The organism is Tolypothrix sp. PCC 7601 (assembly GCF_025677855.1).
Taxonomy (GTDB): domain Bacteria; phylum Cyanobacteriota; class Cyanobacteriia; order Cyanobacteriales; family Nostocaceae; genus Aulosira; species Aulosira diplosiphon.
This window is the reverse complement of record NZ_CP064879.1, coordinates 8,297,093-8,311,673: the sequence shown is the minus strand read 5'-3', so window position 1 is coordinate 8,311,673 and position 14,581 is coordinate 8,297,093. Positions and strand designations below refer to the sequence as shown.

General features: G+C 44.4%; 16 protein-coding genes and 1 pseudogene. 14 read left to right on the top strand and 3 right to left on the bottom strand.

Annotation, left to right across the window (positions count from 1 at the left end; translation table 11 throughout):
• Window positions 1-865: 865 nt before the first annotated feature.
• From HG267_RS33670 to hpnK, 4 genes are all read left to right on the top strand, one after another.
• On the top strand, window positions 866-1,696 hold the full coding sequence (locus tag HG267_RS33670; protein WP_081584148.1) for a squalene/phytoene synthase family protein: 831 nt from the start codon (window positions 866-868) through the stop codon (window positions 1,694-1,696).
• Window positions 1,697-1,769: 73 nt separating this feature from the next.
• Entirely contained in the window at window positions 1,770-1,907 is a 138-nt protein-coding gene (locus HG267_RS33665; RefSeq protein ID WP_155539615.1) for a hypothetical protein, read from the top strand.
• A gap of 12 nt (window positions 1,908-1,919) precedes the next feature.
• Window positions 1,920-3,371 (top strand): hopanoid biosynthesis associated radical SAM protein HpnJ, encoded by a 1,452-nt coding sequence (gene hpnJ / locus HG267_RS33660; RefSeq protein ID WP_045874053.1) that lies wholly within the window; start codon window positions 1,920-1,922, stop codon window positions 3,369-3,371.
• 154 nt (window positions 3,372-3,525) lie between these two features.
• Window positions 3,526-4,383, top strand: coding sequence for a hopanoid biosynthesis-associated protein HpnK (hpnK, locus tag HG267_RS33655; protein ID WP_045874052.1), 858 nt, complete (start codon window positions 3,526-3,528; stop codon window positions 4,381-4,383).
• Between the two features lie 97 nt (window positions 4,384-4,480).
• On the opposite strand, the gene HG267_RS33650 is transcribed toward hpnK, so the two are convergent.
• Window positions 4,481-4,852 (bottom strand): DUF2237 family protein, encoded by a 372-nt coding sequence (locus tag HG267_RS33650; protein WP_045874051.1) that lies wholly within the window; start codon window positions 4,850-4,852, stop codon window positions 4,481-4,483.
• A gap of 597 nt (window positions 4,853-5,449) precedes the next feature.
• Here HG267_RS33650 and HG267_RS33645 point away from each other — a divergent pair.
• The 3 genes from HG267_RS33645 (at window position 5,450) to HG267_RS33635 (ending at window position 9,590) form a co-directional block, all read left to right on the top strand.
• The gene (locus HG267_RS33645; protein ID WP_045874050.1) at window positions 5,450-5,740 is read left to right on the top strand and encodes a hypothetical protein; all 291 of its coding nucleotides are present in this window, start codon (window positions 5,450-5,452) and stop codon (window positions 5,738-5,740) included.
• Between the two features lie 418 nt (window positions 5,741-6,158).
• Window positions 6,159-6,596, top strand: a complete 438-nt coding sequence (locus HG267_RS33640; protein ID WP_045874049.1) for a DUF6918 family protein — start codon at window positions 6,159-6,161, stop codon at window positions 6,594-6,596.
• A 546-nt stretch (window positions 6,597-7,142) separates the two neighbouring features.
• Entirely contained in the window at window positions 7,143-9,590 is a 2,448-nt protein-coding gene (locus HG267_RS33635; RefSeq protein WP_045874048.1) for a VIT domain-containing protein, read from the top strand.
• Window positions 9,591-9,904: 314 nt separating this feature from the next.
• Here the strand turns inward: HG267_RS33635 and HG267_RS33630 are convergent, their stop codons facing one another.
• Window positions 9,905-10,078 carry a hypothetical protein gene (locus HG267_RS33630; protein ID WP_263420002.1) on the bottom strand — a complete coding sequence of 58 codons (174 nt, stop codon included), beginning with the start codon at window positions 10,076-10,078 and terminating at the stop codon, window positions 9,905-9,907.
• A 681-nt stretch (window positions 10,079-10,759) separates the two neighbouring features.
• On the opposite strand from HG267_RS33630, the gene HG267_RS33625 reads away from it, so the two are divergent.
• The 6 genes and pseudogenes from HG267_RS33625 to HG267_RS33600 all read left to right on the top strand — a co-directional run bounded on the left by HG267_RS33625 (window position 10,760) and on the right by HG267_RS33600 (window position 12,729).
• Window positions 10,760-10,975, top strand: coding sequence for a hypothetical protein (locus HG267_RS33625; RefSeq protein WP_155539611.1), 216 nt, complete (start codon window positions 10,760-10,762; stop codon window positions 10,973-10,975).
• 133 nt (window positions 10,976-11,108) lie between these two features.
• Window positions 11,109-11,348 carry a hypothetical protein gene (locus HG267_RS33620; RefSeq protein WP_045874044.1) on the top strand — a complete coding sequence of 80 codons (240 nt, stop codon included), beginning with the start codon at window positions 11,109-11,111 and terminating at the stop codon, window positions 11,346-11,348.
• Window positions 11,320-11,547, top strand: a complete 228-nt coding sequence (locus HG267_RS33615) for a hypothetical protein (protein ID WP_096621716.1) — start codon at window positions 11,320-11,322, stop codon at window positions 11,545-11,547. The genes HG267_RS33620 and HG267_RS33615 overlap by 29 nt, the downstream gene beginning before the upstream one ends.
• A gap of 114 nt (window positions 11,548-11,661) precedes the next feature.
• Window positions 11,662-11,889, top strand: a complete 228-nt coding sequence (locus HG267_RS33610; RefSeq protein ID WP_045874043.1) for an antitoxin — start codon at window positions 11,662-11,664, stop codon at window positions 11,887-11,889.
• A pseudogene (gene vapC / locus HG267_RS33605) lies at window positions 11,890-12,290 on the top strand (type II toxin-antitoxin system tRNA(fMet)-specific endonuclease VapC).
• 307 nt (window positions 12,291-12,597) lie between these two features.
• Window positions 12,598-12,729 carry a hypothetical protein gene (locus HG267_RS33600; RefSeq protein WP_255325363.1) on the top strand — a complete coding sequence of 44 codons (132 nt, stop codon included), beginning with the start codon at window positions 12,598-12,600 and terminating at the stop codon, window positions 12,727-12,729.
• A 157-nt stretch (window positions 12,730-12,886) separates the two neighbouring features.
• On the opposite strand, the gene HG267_RS33595 is transcribed toward HG267_RS33600, so the two are convergent.
• Window positions 12,887-13,093, bottom strand: coding sequence for a hypothetical protein (locus tag HG267_RS33595; RefSeq protein WP_155539609.1), 207 nt, complete (start codon window positions 13,091-13,093; stop codon window positions 12,887-12,889).
• Between the two features lie 151 nt (window positions 13,094-13,244).
• On the opposite strand from HG267_RS33595, the gene purD reads away from it, so the two are divergent.
• Window positions 13,245-14,534 carry a phosphoribosylamine--glycine ligase gene (gene purD / locus HG267_RS33590; protein ID WP_045874041.1) on the top strand — a complete coding sequence of 430 codons (1,290 nt, stop codon included), beginning with the start codon at window positions 13,245-13,247 and terminating at the stop codon, window positions 14,532-14,534.
• Window positions 14,535-14,581 lie beyond the last annotated feature (47 nt).

Sequence of the window (14,581 nt, the reverse complement as noted above, 5' to 3'; positions counted from 1 at the left end):
TTGAGCGCCTGCAATCAATAGTCGAGTCTGATTAACTTATACAAATTAAATCTCAATTCTATAGTATGGTTATTGGCGTACCAATACAGTTCGGTTAAGGGGTAAAGGGAAAAGGGGAAAAGGATTGAATTCACCCTTACCCTTTTCCCTTTCCCCTTTTCCCAAATCACGAGGGAGATGCAAAATACTTATCCGAACCGTATTGAGTGCCGTACTGCTTTAATAAACAAAATATCTGTATTATGATGGTTGGTTTTGATTTGATATTCAAGATGCGATCGCTTAAATTTTTTCGCTTCAATATCCGGGAACTACTTGTGCGCGATCGTCGTGATTAATATCTATACATGACCAGTACTGGCGGTGATATTTGTGTTCACCAACTATTTTTCCCTAAAATTCACCTGGCTACTCTTGCTCACAATCTAGACCTTGGTGTAGTCTGAGGTTTTTATTATCCTTGAAAAAATCTTTGCTTAGTTGTCTCTATAGATACAATAACTATGCTATTCTAGTCAATTTCATATAGACATCAGGGCTATTAACCATCTAATATTGGCTGTTCATTACTGGAAAACTGTGCTGTTAATTGCCCAATTTTCAGCATAATAGTTCATCTTTACAAGAAAAGTTGATGATAGCTATACCATCCCATATACTATGCATTTTCGTCACTAAATGCCTATATACTAGACTAGACTTTGAACAAGTTGATATTTTTGTTAATTGTGATACCAGCAACTATTAATTTTTAGAGGAAATACTAGCAAAAATACATTTTTTAAGGTTTAGTAAAAACTAGATCCAGTATCATCAAACAACCGAAAACTTCATGTGGTGTGATAATCAAGAGAGGAGTGAAAACATGGATTTACGTCAAGACGCACTGCAAATCCTGAAGGAAACTAGTCGAACTTTTTATATACCAATTAGTATTTTACCATCGGGATTACAAGAAGCAGTAGCGTCAGCATACTTGTGTATGCGAGCTATTGATGAAATTGAAGATCATCCAGAACTGGATAACCAAACTAAAGCGCAGCTATTAAGAACAATTAGCTTGACATTACAAGCAGGCGTAGATGGCTTTGCGGTTGATGCCTTCTCCTCAGGATTTAGTGGTTACGAGAATACTTTAGCAGAAGTTACCCTCGGAATTAGAGAATGGTCAATATTAGCACCTGAATCGATCGCACCTCGAATTTGGGATGCAACCGCTGCAATGGCAGACCGGATGGCGTACTGGGCCGAACAAAATTGGCAGATTAAAACAGAATCGGATTTAGATCGTTACACATTTGGGGTTGCAGGGGCGGTGGGGTTACTATTATCAGATTTATGGGCTTGGTATGACAGCACAGAAACTAACCGCACTCAAGCTATAGGTTTTGGACGTGGCTTACAAGCAGTGAATATCCTACGTAATCACGCGGAAGATTTGAAACGGGGTGTAGACTTTTATCCTGAAGGTTGGACTGCCGCAAATATGCATGAATACGCACGCCGCAATTTAGCCTTGGCTGATGCTTACACTAAACACCTGCCACCCAGCCCTGCTTTAGACTTTTGCCAAATTCCCCTCACTTTGGCACATGGAACCCTGGATGCCTTAGCTAACGGTAAAGAAAAACTCAGCCGTCACGATGTTTTGGCACTCCTGAAGAAATTTATCGATGTGAATATGAAAGCTAGCTGATGAGGGACTGGGGACTGGGGGCAGGGGGATGAGGTAGATGAGGGGGATGAGGAAGATGAGGGAGATGAGGGAGATGAAGGGACAACGAGACAGGGAGAAATTACTCATTACCCATTACTCATTACTCATTGCCCAATGCCCCATGCCCCATGCCCAATGCCCAATGCCCAATGCCCCATGCCCAATTTCCATTACCCATTACCTTAACTAAGGAGAGCTATCAATGAAGAAAACTTTGTTCCTCAGTCCTCCTTCTTTTGATGGATTTGACGGTGGTGCAGGTTCGCGATATCAAGCTAAACGCGAAATTACTTCCTTTTGGTATCCCACATGGCTAGCGCAACCGGCGGCTTTAGTGCCGGGTAGTAAGCTTGTGGATGCGCCGCCGCATGGACAGACTGTGGAAGATGTGCTGAAAATCACTAAGGATTACGAATTGGTAATCATGCACACTAGTACACCTTCATTAGCTAATGATGTGAAGTGTGCTGAGGCCATTAAAGCCCAAAATCCAGATGTGCAGATTGGTTTTGTTGGGGCCCATGTGGCAGTATTGCCAGAGCAAACACTGCAGGATCATCCAGTTATTGATTTTGTTTGTCGCAATGAATTTGACTATACCTGCAAAGAACTAGCTGAGGGTCTACCTTGGGAAGACATTAAAGGTCTTAGCTATCGCGATAAATACTCTAATATCCGCCACAATGAGGAACGTCCATTAATTCATGACTGGGATGCTATGCCCAGTGTGCTTCCTACCTATGCCCGTGACTTAGATATTACCAAATACTTCATCGGCTACTTACTGCATCCTTACATTTCCTTCTACACTGGGCGCGGTTGTCCGGCAAAATGCACCTTCTGCCTTTGGCCGCAGACAATTGGCGGTCACCTCTACCGTCATAAAAGCCCAGAAGTTGTAGGACGGGAAATGGAAGAAGCTAAAGCCATCTTTGGTGACAAGGTGCGGGAGTATATGTTTGATGATGATACCTTTACCATCGACAAACATCGTGCGATCGCAATTAGCGAACACATGAAGCGGCTCAAACTCACTTGGAGTTGTAACGCTCGTGCCAATTTAGACTACGATACCCTAAAAACTCTGCGCGACAACGGTCTGCGCTTGCTGCTTGTTGGTTTTGAATCTGGTAACCAAGATATTCTCAACCGCATTAAAAAAGGCATCAAGCTGGAAGTGGCGCGGGAATTTATGAAAAACTGCCATAAGCTAGGGATCACTGTGCATGGCACTTTCATTATTGGTCTACCAATTGAAACTCAAGAAACAGTAGAAGAGACAATTCGCTTCGCTTGCGAACTCAGTCCCCATACAATTCAAGTCTCAATTGCTGCACCATATCCCGGTACAGAACTTTACGAACAAGCCCAAGCTAACGGTTGGTTTACTAACCAATCTTTGGTAGCTAACTCCGGTATTCAAACCTCAACATTGCAATATCCCACGCTTTCCAGTGAAGAAATCGAAGACGCAGTTGAGCGTATGTATCGGAAATTCTACTTCCGTCCCAAAGCAATTATCCCCATTGTCAAGGAAATGCTTACAGACCGCCAGATGATGGTACGTCGCCTGCGCGAAGGCGGAGAGTTCTTCTCCTACCTGAGAGAACGCCGTAATCAGCAGACTGCTGCACACGCGGGGGTTGGGGAGTAGGGATTGGGGAGATGAGGGGGATGAGGGGGATGAGGGGGATGAGGGAGAAATAACAAAAACCAATTACCAAATGACAAATGACAAATGACAAATGACAAATGACAAATGACAAATGACAAATGACAAATGACAAATGACAAATGACAAATGACCAATGACAAAAGCCCGCCATGTAATTATTAATGCTGATGACTTTGGCTTTTCTGCTGGGGTCAATCAAGCAATTATTCAAGCTTATGAACAGGGTGTATTAACTAGTACCAGTTTGATGGTAACTGGAGATGCTGCCGGAGATGCGATCGCTTGGGCAAGTAATCACCCTAATTTGGCTGTTGGTCTGCATTTAGTGCTGGTGTGCGGTCGGGCTGTTCTCCCACCCTCCCAAATTCCCCATTTGGTAAACTCTCAGGGTAATTTCTCCGATAGTCCTTTTCACGCTGGGTTACGCTATCAATTTAATTCTGCTGCTCGTGAGGAATTGCGGCAAGAAATCCGCGCCCAGTTAACAAAATTCCGCGACTCTGGGCTGACTCTTTCTCATGTGGATGGGCATTTACATTTACATACTCATCCCGTAGTAATGCGGATATTAGTGGAATTAGCCCAGGAATTTAATATTCGCGTCATCCGTTTGCCATCGGAAGAACTAGCAATGACTCTCAAGCTTGACCGCACTGGACTATTTAATAAATTAGTCTGGTCAGGGGTATTTGGCAGACTCCGCAGCTATGGTGAAAGTTTACTCAAAGCACACGGTATTAAATACGCCGATCGCGTTTATGGATTGCTGCAAACTGGAAATATGAGTGAGGAATACTTGCTAGGTCTAATTCCACAAATTCAAGCAGACTTAGTAGAGATTTATTCCCATCCCGCAGTCATTCAACCAGGCGAACCACTAAACGGCCCATCAGGAGCCGGTGAAGTAGAACTTGCAGCGTTATTGAGTAAGCAGGTGCGCCAAGCACTGACAGCTAGCGGTTTTGAATTAACTAACTACTACCAAATTTAAAATCTGCTTTGTTTCAGGTGTTTGGTGTTTGTCACTATTACCAATTACCCATTACCCATTCCCCATTACCCATTACCCATTACCCATTCCCCATTCCCTATTTCCCCCCTACAGCGTGTTTTTTCATATCGTCTAAATTACAGACTTCCAAAGCTCGAGAATGGGTTGATGCAAGCACAACGGGGGGAGCAACGCCAGCTTCTAGCGCTTCTTGCCAACGAGCCGCACATAAACACCAGCGATCGCCTGGCTGCAATCCGGGAAAATTAAATTGAGGAACAGGTGTGCTGAGGTCGTTTCCTTGAGATTTAGTAAATTCTAAAAATTCTGCTGTCATTTGAGCACATACAACGTGCATCCCAAAATCTTGACCCCCTGTATTGCACACCCCATCTCGGTAATAACCAGTCATCGGAGAAGTACAACAAATCTCCAGATTGGTTCCTAGTACGTTCTTCGCTTCTGCCATAAACACCTCAGCTTTAGTCAGTTCATCCTGTTATTAAACTAATACCAATTGAAGGGGCATGGGGCATGGGGCATTGGGCATTGGTAATTATCCATTAGTGTCAACTTAAGCTAAAAGCTATAGAGGGTGGGCGTTGTACAAATACCTCGCGCCCTCATCCCCTAACCCCTTCTCCCGCAGGAGAAGGGGAATTAAATCTCTTGCTCCCCTCTCCTGGTGGGAGAGGGGTTGGGGGTGAGGGCAAAAACCTTGCACAAGAGCGGGTTTCACATTAAGTTGACACAGGTGGTAATTATCTCTCCCCTTGTCTCCTATCCTGCAGGTTCGCCTTTAGGCATTCTCGTAGAGTAGCCGCAAAGCGTCTACATCCCCCTCATCTCCAAATAGAGGTTTTAATCTACACACTAAATGCATAAGCAATCGACATTCTCTAAAGATGTAGACTCTGCCATATAAGGAATAAATTGAATACTCTAAAGGCTTATCTCTTAAGGAATAGGTGATTTTGCACTTAATAATTACGTACTTTTACTGTAGCAACACAGTGTAACACCCGTGTAATCTGGAGCGCAATGTCTTTTCATTATCTCAACCATTGTGAAATCCATCCTACAGACCTATTTAGAACAAGAAATCTGGGTATTAATCAGAGATAAATGGTATTTCGCCACAGTTATCGGAGTTTGGGATGATTTGTTGTGGTTCAAGCACAGAACTTACAACAAAGAGACAGAGGAAGATACTCTGTGGGAAATGATTGTCAAAATCAGTGAAGTAATTGCGATTGATAAAGTTCAGTCTGTTGTTAGCAGAAAACCAGACGTATTTATTTCTCGTCTACTGGAAACTGATAAAAACATAACTAATCCTCAAGAGCATGAAAGCTAGCGCTTGATATGTTAAGAGGAAAGGGGTCATGGGGAAGGCGTAAAGACGATTTCGTAATTTCTCCCTTGTCTTCTAAATATGTAGGACTTACGCAAAAGTCACGGAATTACGTCATTACGAGCGTAGCGACGTAATCCCCTAAAACTATGGGATTGCTTCCCTACACTACGTTCCGGTCGCAATGACAAATTTTGCTTGCGTAAGTCCTGATATGAATAATCCGGAATTGATCAACTTAACTTGAAGTGTTAATTGTCTTTTTCATACCTTGTGTATGGCAACGCACCCAGGAATTCGTTTAGAATTTCTGGGTGCGCTTAGTAGGATTTGAAACATCCTATCCTAGGTTGTATTTTCCTGGCTGCTCAGAAAACTAGTTGAATAAAAATTAAGTAGTGTGAAATTAAGGAGGAATTAAATGGGACTGAGCGAAGAACTCTTGAACCCAAACAAAAAAGACTTGCTTGTAGATGACTGCTGCACGATGATCGAAAAACAGATCGCTTCAAAGTCAGGTTTAGGTGGTATGGCCCTCAAAACTGCCTTTGCTGCACTTAAGGGCGTTAAACCAGGATATATCCCTTACGTTGTTGAGCAGCTGCTACCACAGTGCTTCACAGCAATCGATCCCATCTGGAGTGAAGGCGTACAGAAGGGCGATCCGGTAGATTACTTGGTTGAAAGCCGCTCTCGCGCCGCTGATGCACTGCTAAGTGTTACAGATCAGAGGGTACAAAAGAGTACTCGCTCCATTGTTCGCGGGACTTATGACAAGTTTCGCGGTTCTGCCAAGCAATATGTTGAGGACGCAGTGCCGGATTTTGCTCAGGTTATAGGTAAGCACGCTCAAAACTAAGCAAATAATTAGTAATTCGTAGTTTGTAATTCGTAATTAAATTAACTACTGGCTTACCTAAATGGGATGGGGCATTGGTGTCAACTTAATGTGAAACTCGCTCTTGTGCAAGGTTTCGCCCTCACCCCCAGCCCCTCTCCCACAGGGAGAAGGGAGCAAGAGATTTAGTTCTCCTTCTCCTGGGGGAGAAGGGGTTAGGGGATGAGGGCGCGAGGTATTTGTACAACGCCCACCCTATATAGCTTTTAGCTTAAGGGATTTACAAGAAATAAATTATTCCATCTTGTGGGGCGGGCAAGATGCCCGCCACATAATCTGGGCGGACAAGATGTCCACCCCACAATAAATACTGGGATATTTTTTTATTTGGAAGTCCCTAAGTTGACACCAATGCCCAATGCCCCATGCCCCATGCCCCATGCCCCATGCCAATGCCCTATGCCCAAAAACACCATCTGAGCATATAGTGAGCACAAAGGTGAGCACTTTTGCCCGATTAACCCACCTACGCTAGAGACAGGAAAGAAATAGCGATAGGTAATTTATATGACTCAAACTTTAGAACGCCAAGCTGGTGGCTTATATGTTCAAACTCCCGATCAACAGCAAATTGCTTTTCCTTTAAAGCACACTGAAGTACAAGCGCAAGTAGCGGGTAATATCTCGCGGGTGGAAGTTACCCAAAGCTTTGAAAATCCCTTCACAACTACATTAGAAGCTGTTTATATATTTCCGTTACCTGATGAGGCTGCTGTTGATGATATGCTGATTCGCATTGGCGATCGCACTATTCAAGGCAGTATCAAAAAGCGCCAAGAAGCACAGCAAATCTACGAGCAAGCTAAACAACAAGGACGCACGGCTGGGCTGCTGGAACAAGAACGAGATAACATTTTTACTCAATCCCTCGCTAATATCAAACCCGGTGAGCAAATTGATGTGATTATTCGCTACACCGAAAGCCTAAAATTTACGGCGGGAAATTATGAGTTTGTCTTCCCAATGGTGGTAGGGCCACGTTACATTCCTGGGACAACCATTGAAGACAATACCCAAGGTGGCGGTTCTGCTGCTGCACCGATGTTGCAAAATCAAGATACTGACTTAGTACCAGATGCTTCGCGCTTGAATGCACCGATTTTACCTGCGGGTACTCGCTCTCGCCATGATATAAATGTCACGGTAGAAATTAATGCGGGGGTGGACATTCAGGATATTTCCTCACCTTCTCACCAAATCCAAATCGCCTATGAGGGACAACGAGTACAAGTCAAACTCGCGGGTGGAGATACAATTCCTAATAAAGACTTGATTTTACGCTACCAAGTAGCAGGTAAAAGCACTCAAACAACTGTACTCTCCCAAAATGACAAACGGGGTGGACACTTTGCCGTTTATTTAATTCCGGCTGTCCAGTATCGCCCAGAACAGATGGTTCCCAAAGATGTGGTGTTTCTGATTGACACCTCTGGTTCTCAAAGTGGCGCACCATTGATGCAATGTCAGGAATTAATGCGGCGTTTTATTAATGGGCTGAATCCTGACGACACTTTCAGCATTATTGATTTTTCTGATACCACTCAGCAACTTTCACCTGTTCCCCTCCCCAATACCCCGCAAAATCGCACCTTAGCGATTAATTACATCAATCAATTAAATGCAGGTGGCGGAACAGAAATGTTACGCGGGATTCGTGCGGTGTTGAACTTCCCCGTTACAGATCCTGGACGCTTGCGGAGTATTGTACTGCTGACTGATGGCTATATCGGCAACGAAAACCAAATTTTGGCAGAAGTGCAACGCCATCTCAAACCGGGAACCCGCCTTTACAGCTTTGGCGCAGGTAGTTCGGTGAATCGTTTCCTACTCAATCGCATTGCGGAATTAGGGCGGGGTATGGCGCGCGTGATTCGCCATGATGAACCAACTGATCAAGTAGTGGAAAAATTCTTCCGCCAGATTAACAATCCTGTCCTCGCCAACATTAACTTGCAATGGGAAGGCGATGGTACATCCCCAGTTATGTATCCTTCCACACCACCGGATTTATTTGCAGAACAGCCGTTAGTGCTATTTGGCTGCAAACCAGATAGTCGTGCAGGAAAATTGCATATTACTGGCATAGCTGCAGGTGGTACGCGCTACCAACACACCTTCCAACTGGATTTTACAGCCACAGGTAATCCTGCGATCGCACAACTTTGGGGTCGTTCCCGCATCAAAGATTTAATGAATCAGATGGTGAGTGGTGAAACCAAGCTAGGTGTAGAAGCTGTGACGGATACAGCCCTTACCTATCAACTGTTATCGCAATATACAGCCTTCGTTGCCGTCAGCGATGATGTGCGTGTTAATCCCAGCGAGGCTTCTGTTTCTGTGCAAGTACCTGTAGAAATGCCTGAAGGTATTAGCTATGAGGGCATATTTGGTAGTGCTGTACCAACTGCAATGGCTGCGCCTATGGTGGAAATGGTCTATTCCTCGCCTCAGCTATCTGCACCACCACCCAGCACTATTTCTCCCCCTGCATCCAGGGCAGAAATGCCACCAATGGCAAAACCATCTTTTGATGCGATGGATTCAGCCAAAGTAGAAAGGAAAAAGGCTAAAAAGGAAAGTAATTATCCAATCCCAGGCGGCGGAAATTTTGGGACTAGAGATGCAGAATTGGAAGAATTGGCAGGGAAACTCTCAGAAATTGCGCCTGTTTATCGTCCGCAAATTGTCAGCGTATCAGGATTGGATCAACAAATGATTTCTCTGCTTACTCAACATTTACAATCAATTCAGTTCTCTACAATTTTCAGTGGCAATTTAGTCTTTGATTTGCAAATCAGCAAAGGAAGGGTGAGACAGGTAGTGCTTGATGAGCAATTGTCTTCTTTAGAAGACCATGAAGTAATTGAAAAAATTAGGCGATCGCTCTTAACTTGGCGAATACCCCGAATTCTCACAACCACAGTCATTCTCACAATTCAAATGCAACAAGTCTAAAGTAGTTTTCATAGTAAGTCTGCGGGAAACTTCATCACCTTTTGGGTAGCCAGTAGGGTGCGTTACACTTCGTGATAACGCACCGTATTCTGGGCTTTGGTGCGTTGCGCTGCGCGACAACACACCCTACTGGCGTGGCAAGCCTTAAATGTTGCAATAATTTTTCTTGTGGGGTGGACATCTTGTCCGCCCCGGACGGGCAAGATGCCCATCCCACAAGAGTTTTTTTCATGCACTATTTTTGGCGTGTCAGTCCACTACGTGTATTTCAGAAATCAAATATGAGTCCTATATATCGTAATAAAGAATTGGTATTATGCTGTTTCTATCGGCTCAACAGGTGGTTTCTCTGTACCTGATTTGATGTGAGTGATAGTAGCCTTGCGGATGCGATCGCTCTTGGCGTTGGCGAAGCCATCACTCTTGAATACTCCACCAGCTTGCACATATTCAGCGCTTTCTTTTCCGTATCTGCCAGCAACAGACATCAGCATATTTTCACATAAAACACCAAGGTTTTTTCTAATACCAATTCAAATAATGTTTGCGACAGATAAATTCTTTGTAGGGGCACGGCATCCACAATCTTTTGGTATATCAAATATCTTACAGGTGCCGTGCCCCACCCATCTTTTTTCAAAACGGTATAACTTATCAATATCAGTTTTGGAGGCATCAACTACAGCCAAAGCAGTATTATGAGCGTTGATGAGTAGGTTGGGTTGACGTAAGGAAACCCAACACCGAAATATCGGTTAAGCATTTTGAAAGCAAAATTGGTTTTGGGGAAAAGGTGAAAGGTGAAAGGTTAAGGGTTCAAGGTTTTTTCTTCCCCTTTTCCCCTTAAGCGACAAGTATTGACACCTAGGCGTAGGTTGGGGAGCTACTGCGTTGACGGGTTTCCCGGCTTAAAGCAAGTGGCGTTTGAGGGACGAAACCTAACATTGTCACAACTTTGTTGGGTTGAACGGAGTGAAACCCGTTTGGTTGCAAGGTTTCGCCCTCACCCCCAGCCCCTCTCCCACAGGGCGAGGGGAGCAAGAGATTTAGTTCCCCTTCTCCTGCGGGAGAAGGGGTTAGGGGATGAGGGCGCGAGGTACAGCCTCTTAATGCAAAAAATTGGCTCGTTGGTTGTGAATGAGATCTGGTTGTGAACGAAGGAGCGCTCATTGATAGACAACCCGATCACGTTGGTCATGAAGGAACCGATGTTCTCTATGGATGAGCGTTCATTGATAGACAACCCGATCACGTTGGTTGTGAAGGAACCGATGTTCTCTATGGATGAGCGCTCATTGATAGACAACCCGATCACGTTGGTTATGAAGGAACCGATGTTCTCTATGGATGAGGTAATTTTGGGAAAGAAGGCTGATTTGGCGTAGATGCTGCATCGCTTGGTGGTAGAAATCGCCTACTATTCTCTAGAAAAGACGGCATTTCGCCTTGGCAAAAACATAACTGTTAAAATCAGCATCATGAGCCAAAATGCGAAAAAACGCACCTAGTAGGAGAAAAATGCCAGCTATTGTTAAACTACAACTCTCTTTAGAAACTTTAGCAGAAGCAATATCTTCTCTTGATTTACAAGAAAAGCGTCAACTTCAAGAGCTAATTGAGCAACAGATTTTTGAAGCGGAAGAAGCATTGTATGAAGACGATGCAGAAACAGTCGCAGAAATTCAAGCGGTGCGTGCTGAGTATAGGGACGGCGAGTCATTAACTATCGATGAATATCTTGCTAACCGAGCGAATTAGAAAAGCGATCGCATTTTGTAGAGAAGCGATCGCTTTTTCTGGAGTAGTCAACCGCGATCGCATTTTGTCGAGCAGCGATCGCACTCTATACTTTGAGACTGGGAAGGCGATCAAATCCCCAAATCCCAACGCTGTAAGCCCAAAAATCCTACCTGCATCACAAAACCGTCAGAATGCGATCGCTAATTGTGGAAAATAACACGATGTTTGTCCATAGGGTGAACAATATCCATCAAAACCCAGATATGCTTGAGATTAGCTACTCTAAACTGAAAGCTAAAGTGTACGAAACCAAATTTCTATATAAATTCTCATGAACACCGCTAAACTTAGCACTGATGGCACTCACCAAGTTGTGATTTTGCCGGAAGATTTTCAACTCACTGGCACGGAAGTTTATATTAAAAAAATTGGTAATGCCATTATTCTCATTGCCAAAGATAACTCCTGGCAATCTCTCATTGAGAGTTTGGACAATTTCTCCGATGATTTCATGACTACTAGAGAGCAGCCACTAATAGACACCAGAGAGAGTTTGTAAATGCAATACCTGCTTGATACAAATATCTGCATTTATATCATCAAGCAAAAACCCCAAAAAGTGCTGGATAAATTTCAAACCTGAGCATTTCTGATGTGGGTATCTCCTCTATCACTGTGGCGGAACTTGAATATGGAGTAGCCAAGAGCCAACAGCAAGAGAAAAACCGCACCGCCCTGCTACAATTTTTGCTACCCCTAGAAATAGTTGATTTCAATCCAACAGCAGCAACGATTTACGGCAGCATTAGAAGCGATCTCGAAACTAGAGGAATCATTATTGGTGCAATGGATATGCTCATTGCTGCTCATGCTCTAAGTTTAGGAGTTATTCTTGTTACTAATAATCTAAGAGAATTTTCGCGCATTCCTGCGCTGTTATTAGAGAACTGGGTTGATTAGCTGTAAATAGATGATGTGTAACGAACTGATCGCTGTTAAATCACCGCCACCATCGCGCTACATCTACAATTGCACGGGCAATTTCTGCTGTTGCCACTTCGCCACCTAATGCAAAGATAACTGGAAACAATGCTCCGCCGACTTAAAGCAACTGGCGTGCAAAAATGCAAAGAAGAATTTGAAAATTACGACTTTTGCAAAAAGTCTATTATTGTGGGTTTTCTGCCGATATTTCTCCACAAAAGCAGCGTGAGCATCAGCAAGATTTAAAAATATTGCCAACAAAACCATTGCTTTGTTACTGGCTATGCAAGTATTTCTCATTGGCTTACAAGCTAAAACCCGTATTGACCAAGGTAACTCAACTCTTGAGACTTTAATCTGGATGATTCAACAGTATATTCCGGTTTTGGTTAAGGTTAAAAGGTTGGATGGGTAAGGGGGAAGGGGTAAGGGGTAAGGGGGAAAGATTGCACGGTAGGGGCACGGCACCGATCATTGGTGTAAACTTAAGCTAAAAGCTGTATATGGCGGGCGTTGTACAAATACCTCGCGCCCTCATCCCCTAACCCCTTCTCCCTGAGGGAGAAGGGGAATTAAATCTCTTGCTCCCCTCTCCTGCTGGGAGAGGGGCTGGGGGTGAGGGCAAAACCTTTGCACAAAGAGGGTTTCACGTTAAGTTGACACCAATGACACCGTAGGCTACCTGCACCCCCATCTCCCAGCACCATTTCTCCCCCTGCACCAAGAGCAGAAATGCCACCAATGGCAAAACCATCTTTTGATGTGATGGATTCAGCCAAAGTAGATTAGGTAAAAGGGTAAAAGGTAAAAAGGTGAAAGGGTAAATCCAAACCTTTCCCCCTTCCCCTTTTCCCCCCAGGCCTTGCATGATGATCGGAATTGATGAAAAAATTGATCCGCGAGTAGCCCAAGGGATACAAGAGGAAATCTGTGAAAGTTTTAGTTATTGGGAATGGGGGGCGCGAACACGCTCTGGCTTGGAAACTGCTGCAATCTAAGCAAATTGAGCAAGTTGTTTGTGTCCCTGGTAATGGGGGTACGGCGAGTATGACAGGTTGTCAAAACTTGCCTTTAGCTGTGGATGATTTTGATGGAATTAGCAAATTTGCACTGGAAAATGGCATAACTCTCGTGGTAGTGGGGCCAGAGGTGCCTTTAGCTAAGGGAATTACAGATTATCTCCAGGCAAAAGGATTGATGGTATTTGGCCCTGTTAAAGCTGGGGCGCAAATTGAAGCTAGTAAGGCTTGGGCAAAAGCTTTGATGCAAGAAGCGGGGATTCCCACAGCTAAAGCCGCAGTCTTTACAGAAGCCGCCGCCGCGAAATCCTATGTGAAGGCTCAAGGTGCGCCGATTGTGGTGAAAGCCGATGGCTTGGCGGCTGGTAAGGGTGTCATAGTGGCGGAAACGATAGAACAAGCCCACAATGCCATTGATACGATTTTCCAGGGGCAATTTGGCAGTGCTGGAGAATTTATAGTTATTGAAGAATGCTTGATTGGGCAAGAAGTTTCGGTTTTAGCCTTAACTGATGGCTTAACCATTCGCCCTTTACTGCCAGCACAGGATCATAAGCGGATTGGGGAAGGCGATACCGGAGAAAATACTGGTGGAATGGGAGCTTACGCCCCTGCACCAATCGCCACCCCAGAGTTAATGGCGCGAGTTCAACAAGAAGTTTTAGAAAGAGCGATCGCAGCTTTAAAAGCTAAAGGCATCGATTACCGAGGTGTACTTTACGCCGGGTTAATGATTTCACCCGATGGCGACTTTAAGGTTTTGGAATTTAACTGTCGCTTTGGCGATCCCGAAACCCAAGTAATTCTGCCACTTTTAGAAACGCCTTTAGAAGAATTGATTTTAGCTTGTGTACAGCAGCGTTTAGGCGAAATGCCCCCGATTGCTTGGAAACCAGGTGCAGCGGCTACCGTCGTGGCTGCGGCTGGCGGCTATCCCGGAGCGTATGAAAAAGGACAGGTAATTACTGGTACTGAGCAAACAACAACTGCCAATGTGACTGTGTTCCATGCAGGGACTAAGCTCAATGAACAGCAGCAAATAGTAACCGATGGCGGACGAGTATTAAATGTAACTGGTATTGGTGGGGATTTTGCAGAGGCGATCGCCCAAGCATACGTCGGCATTCAATCAATTCACTTTGAAGGAATGTATTACCGTAGAGATATTGGTCATAGAGTGCTGAGAAAGGCTGAAGTATGAAAAACTCCACCCACAAGGGGATGGAGTTTTAGGGCATGGGGCATGGG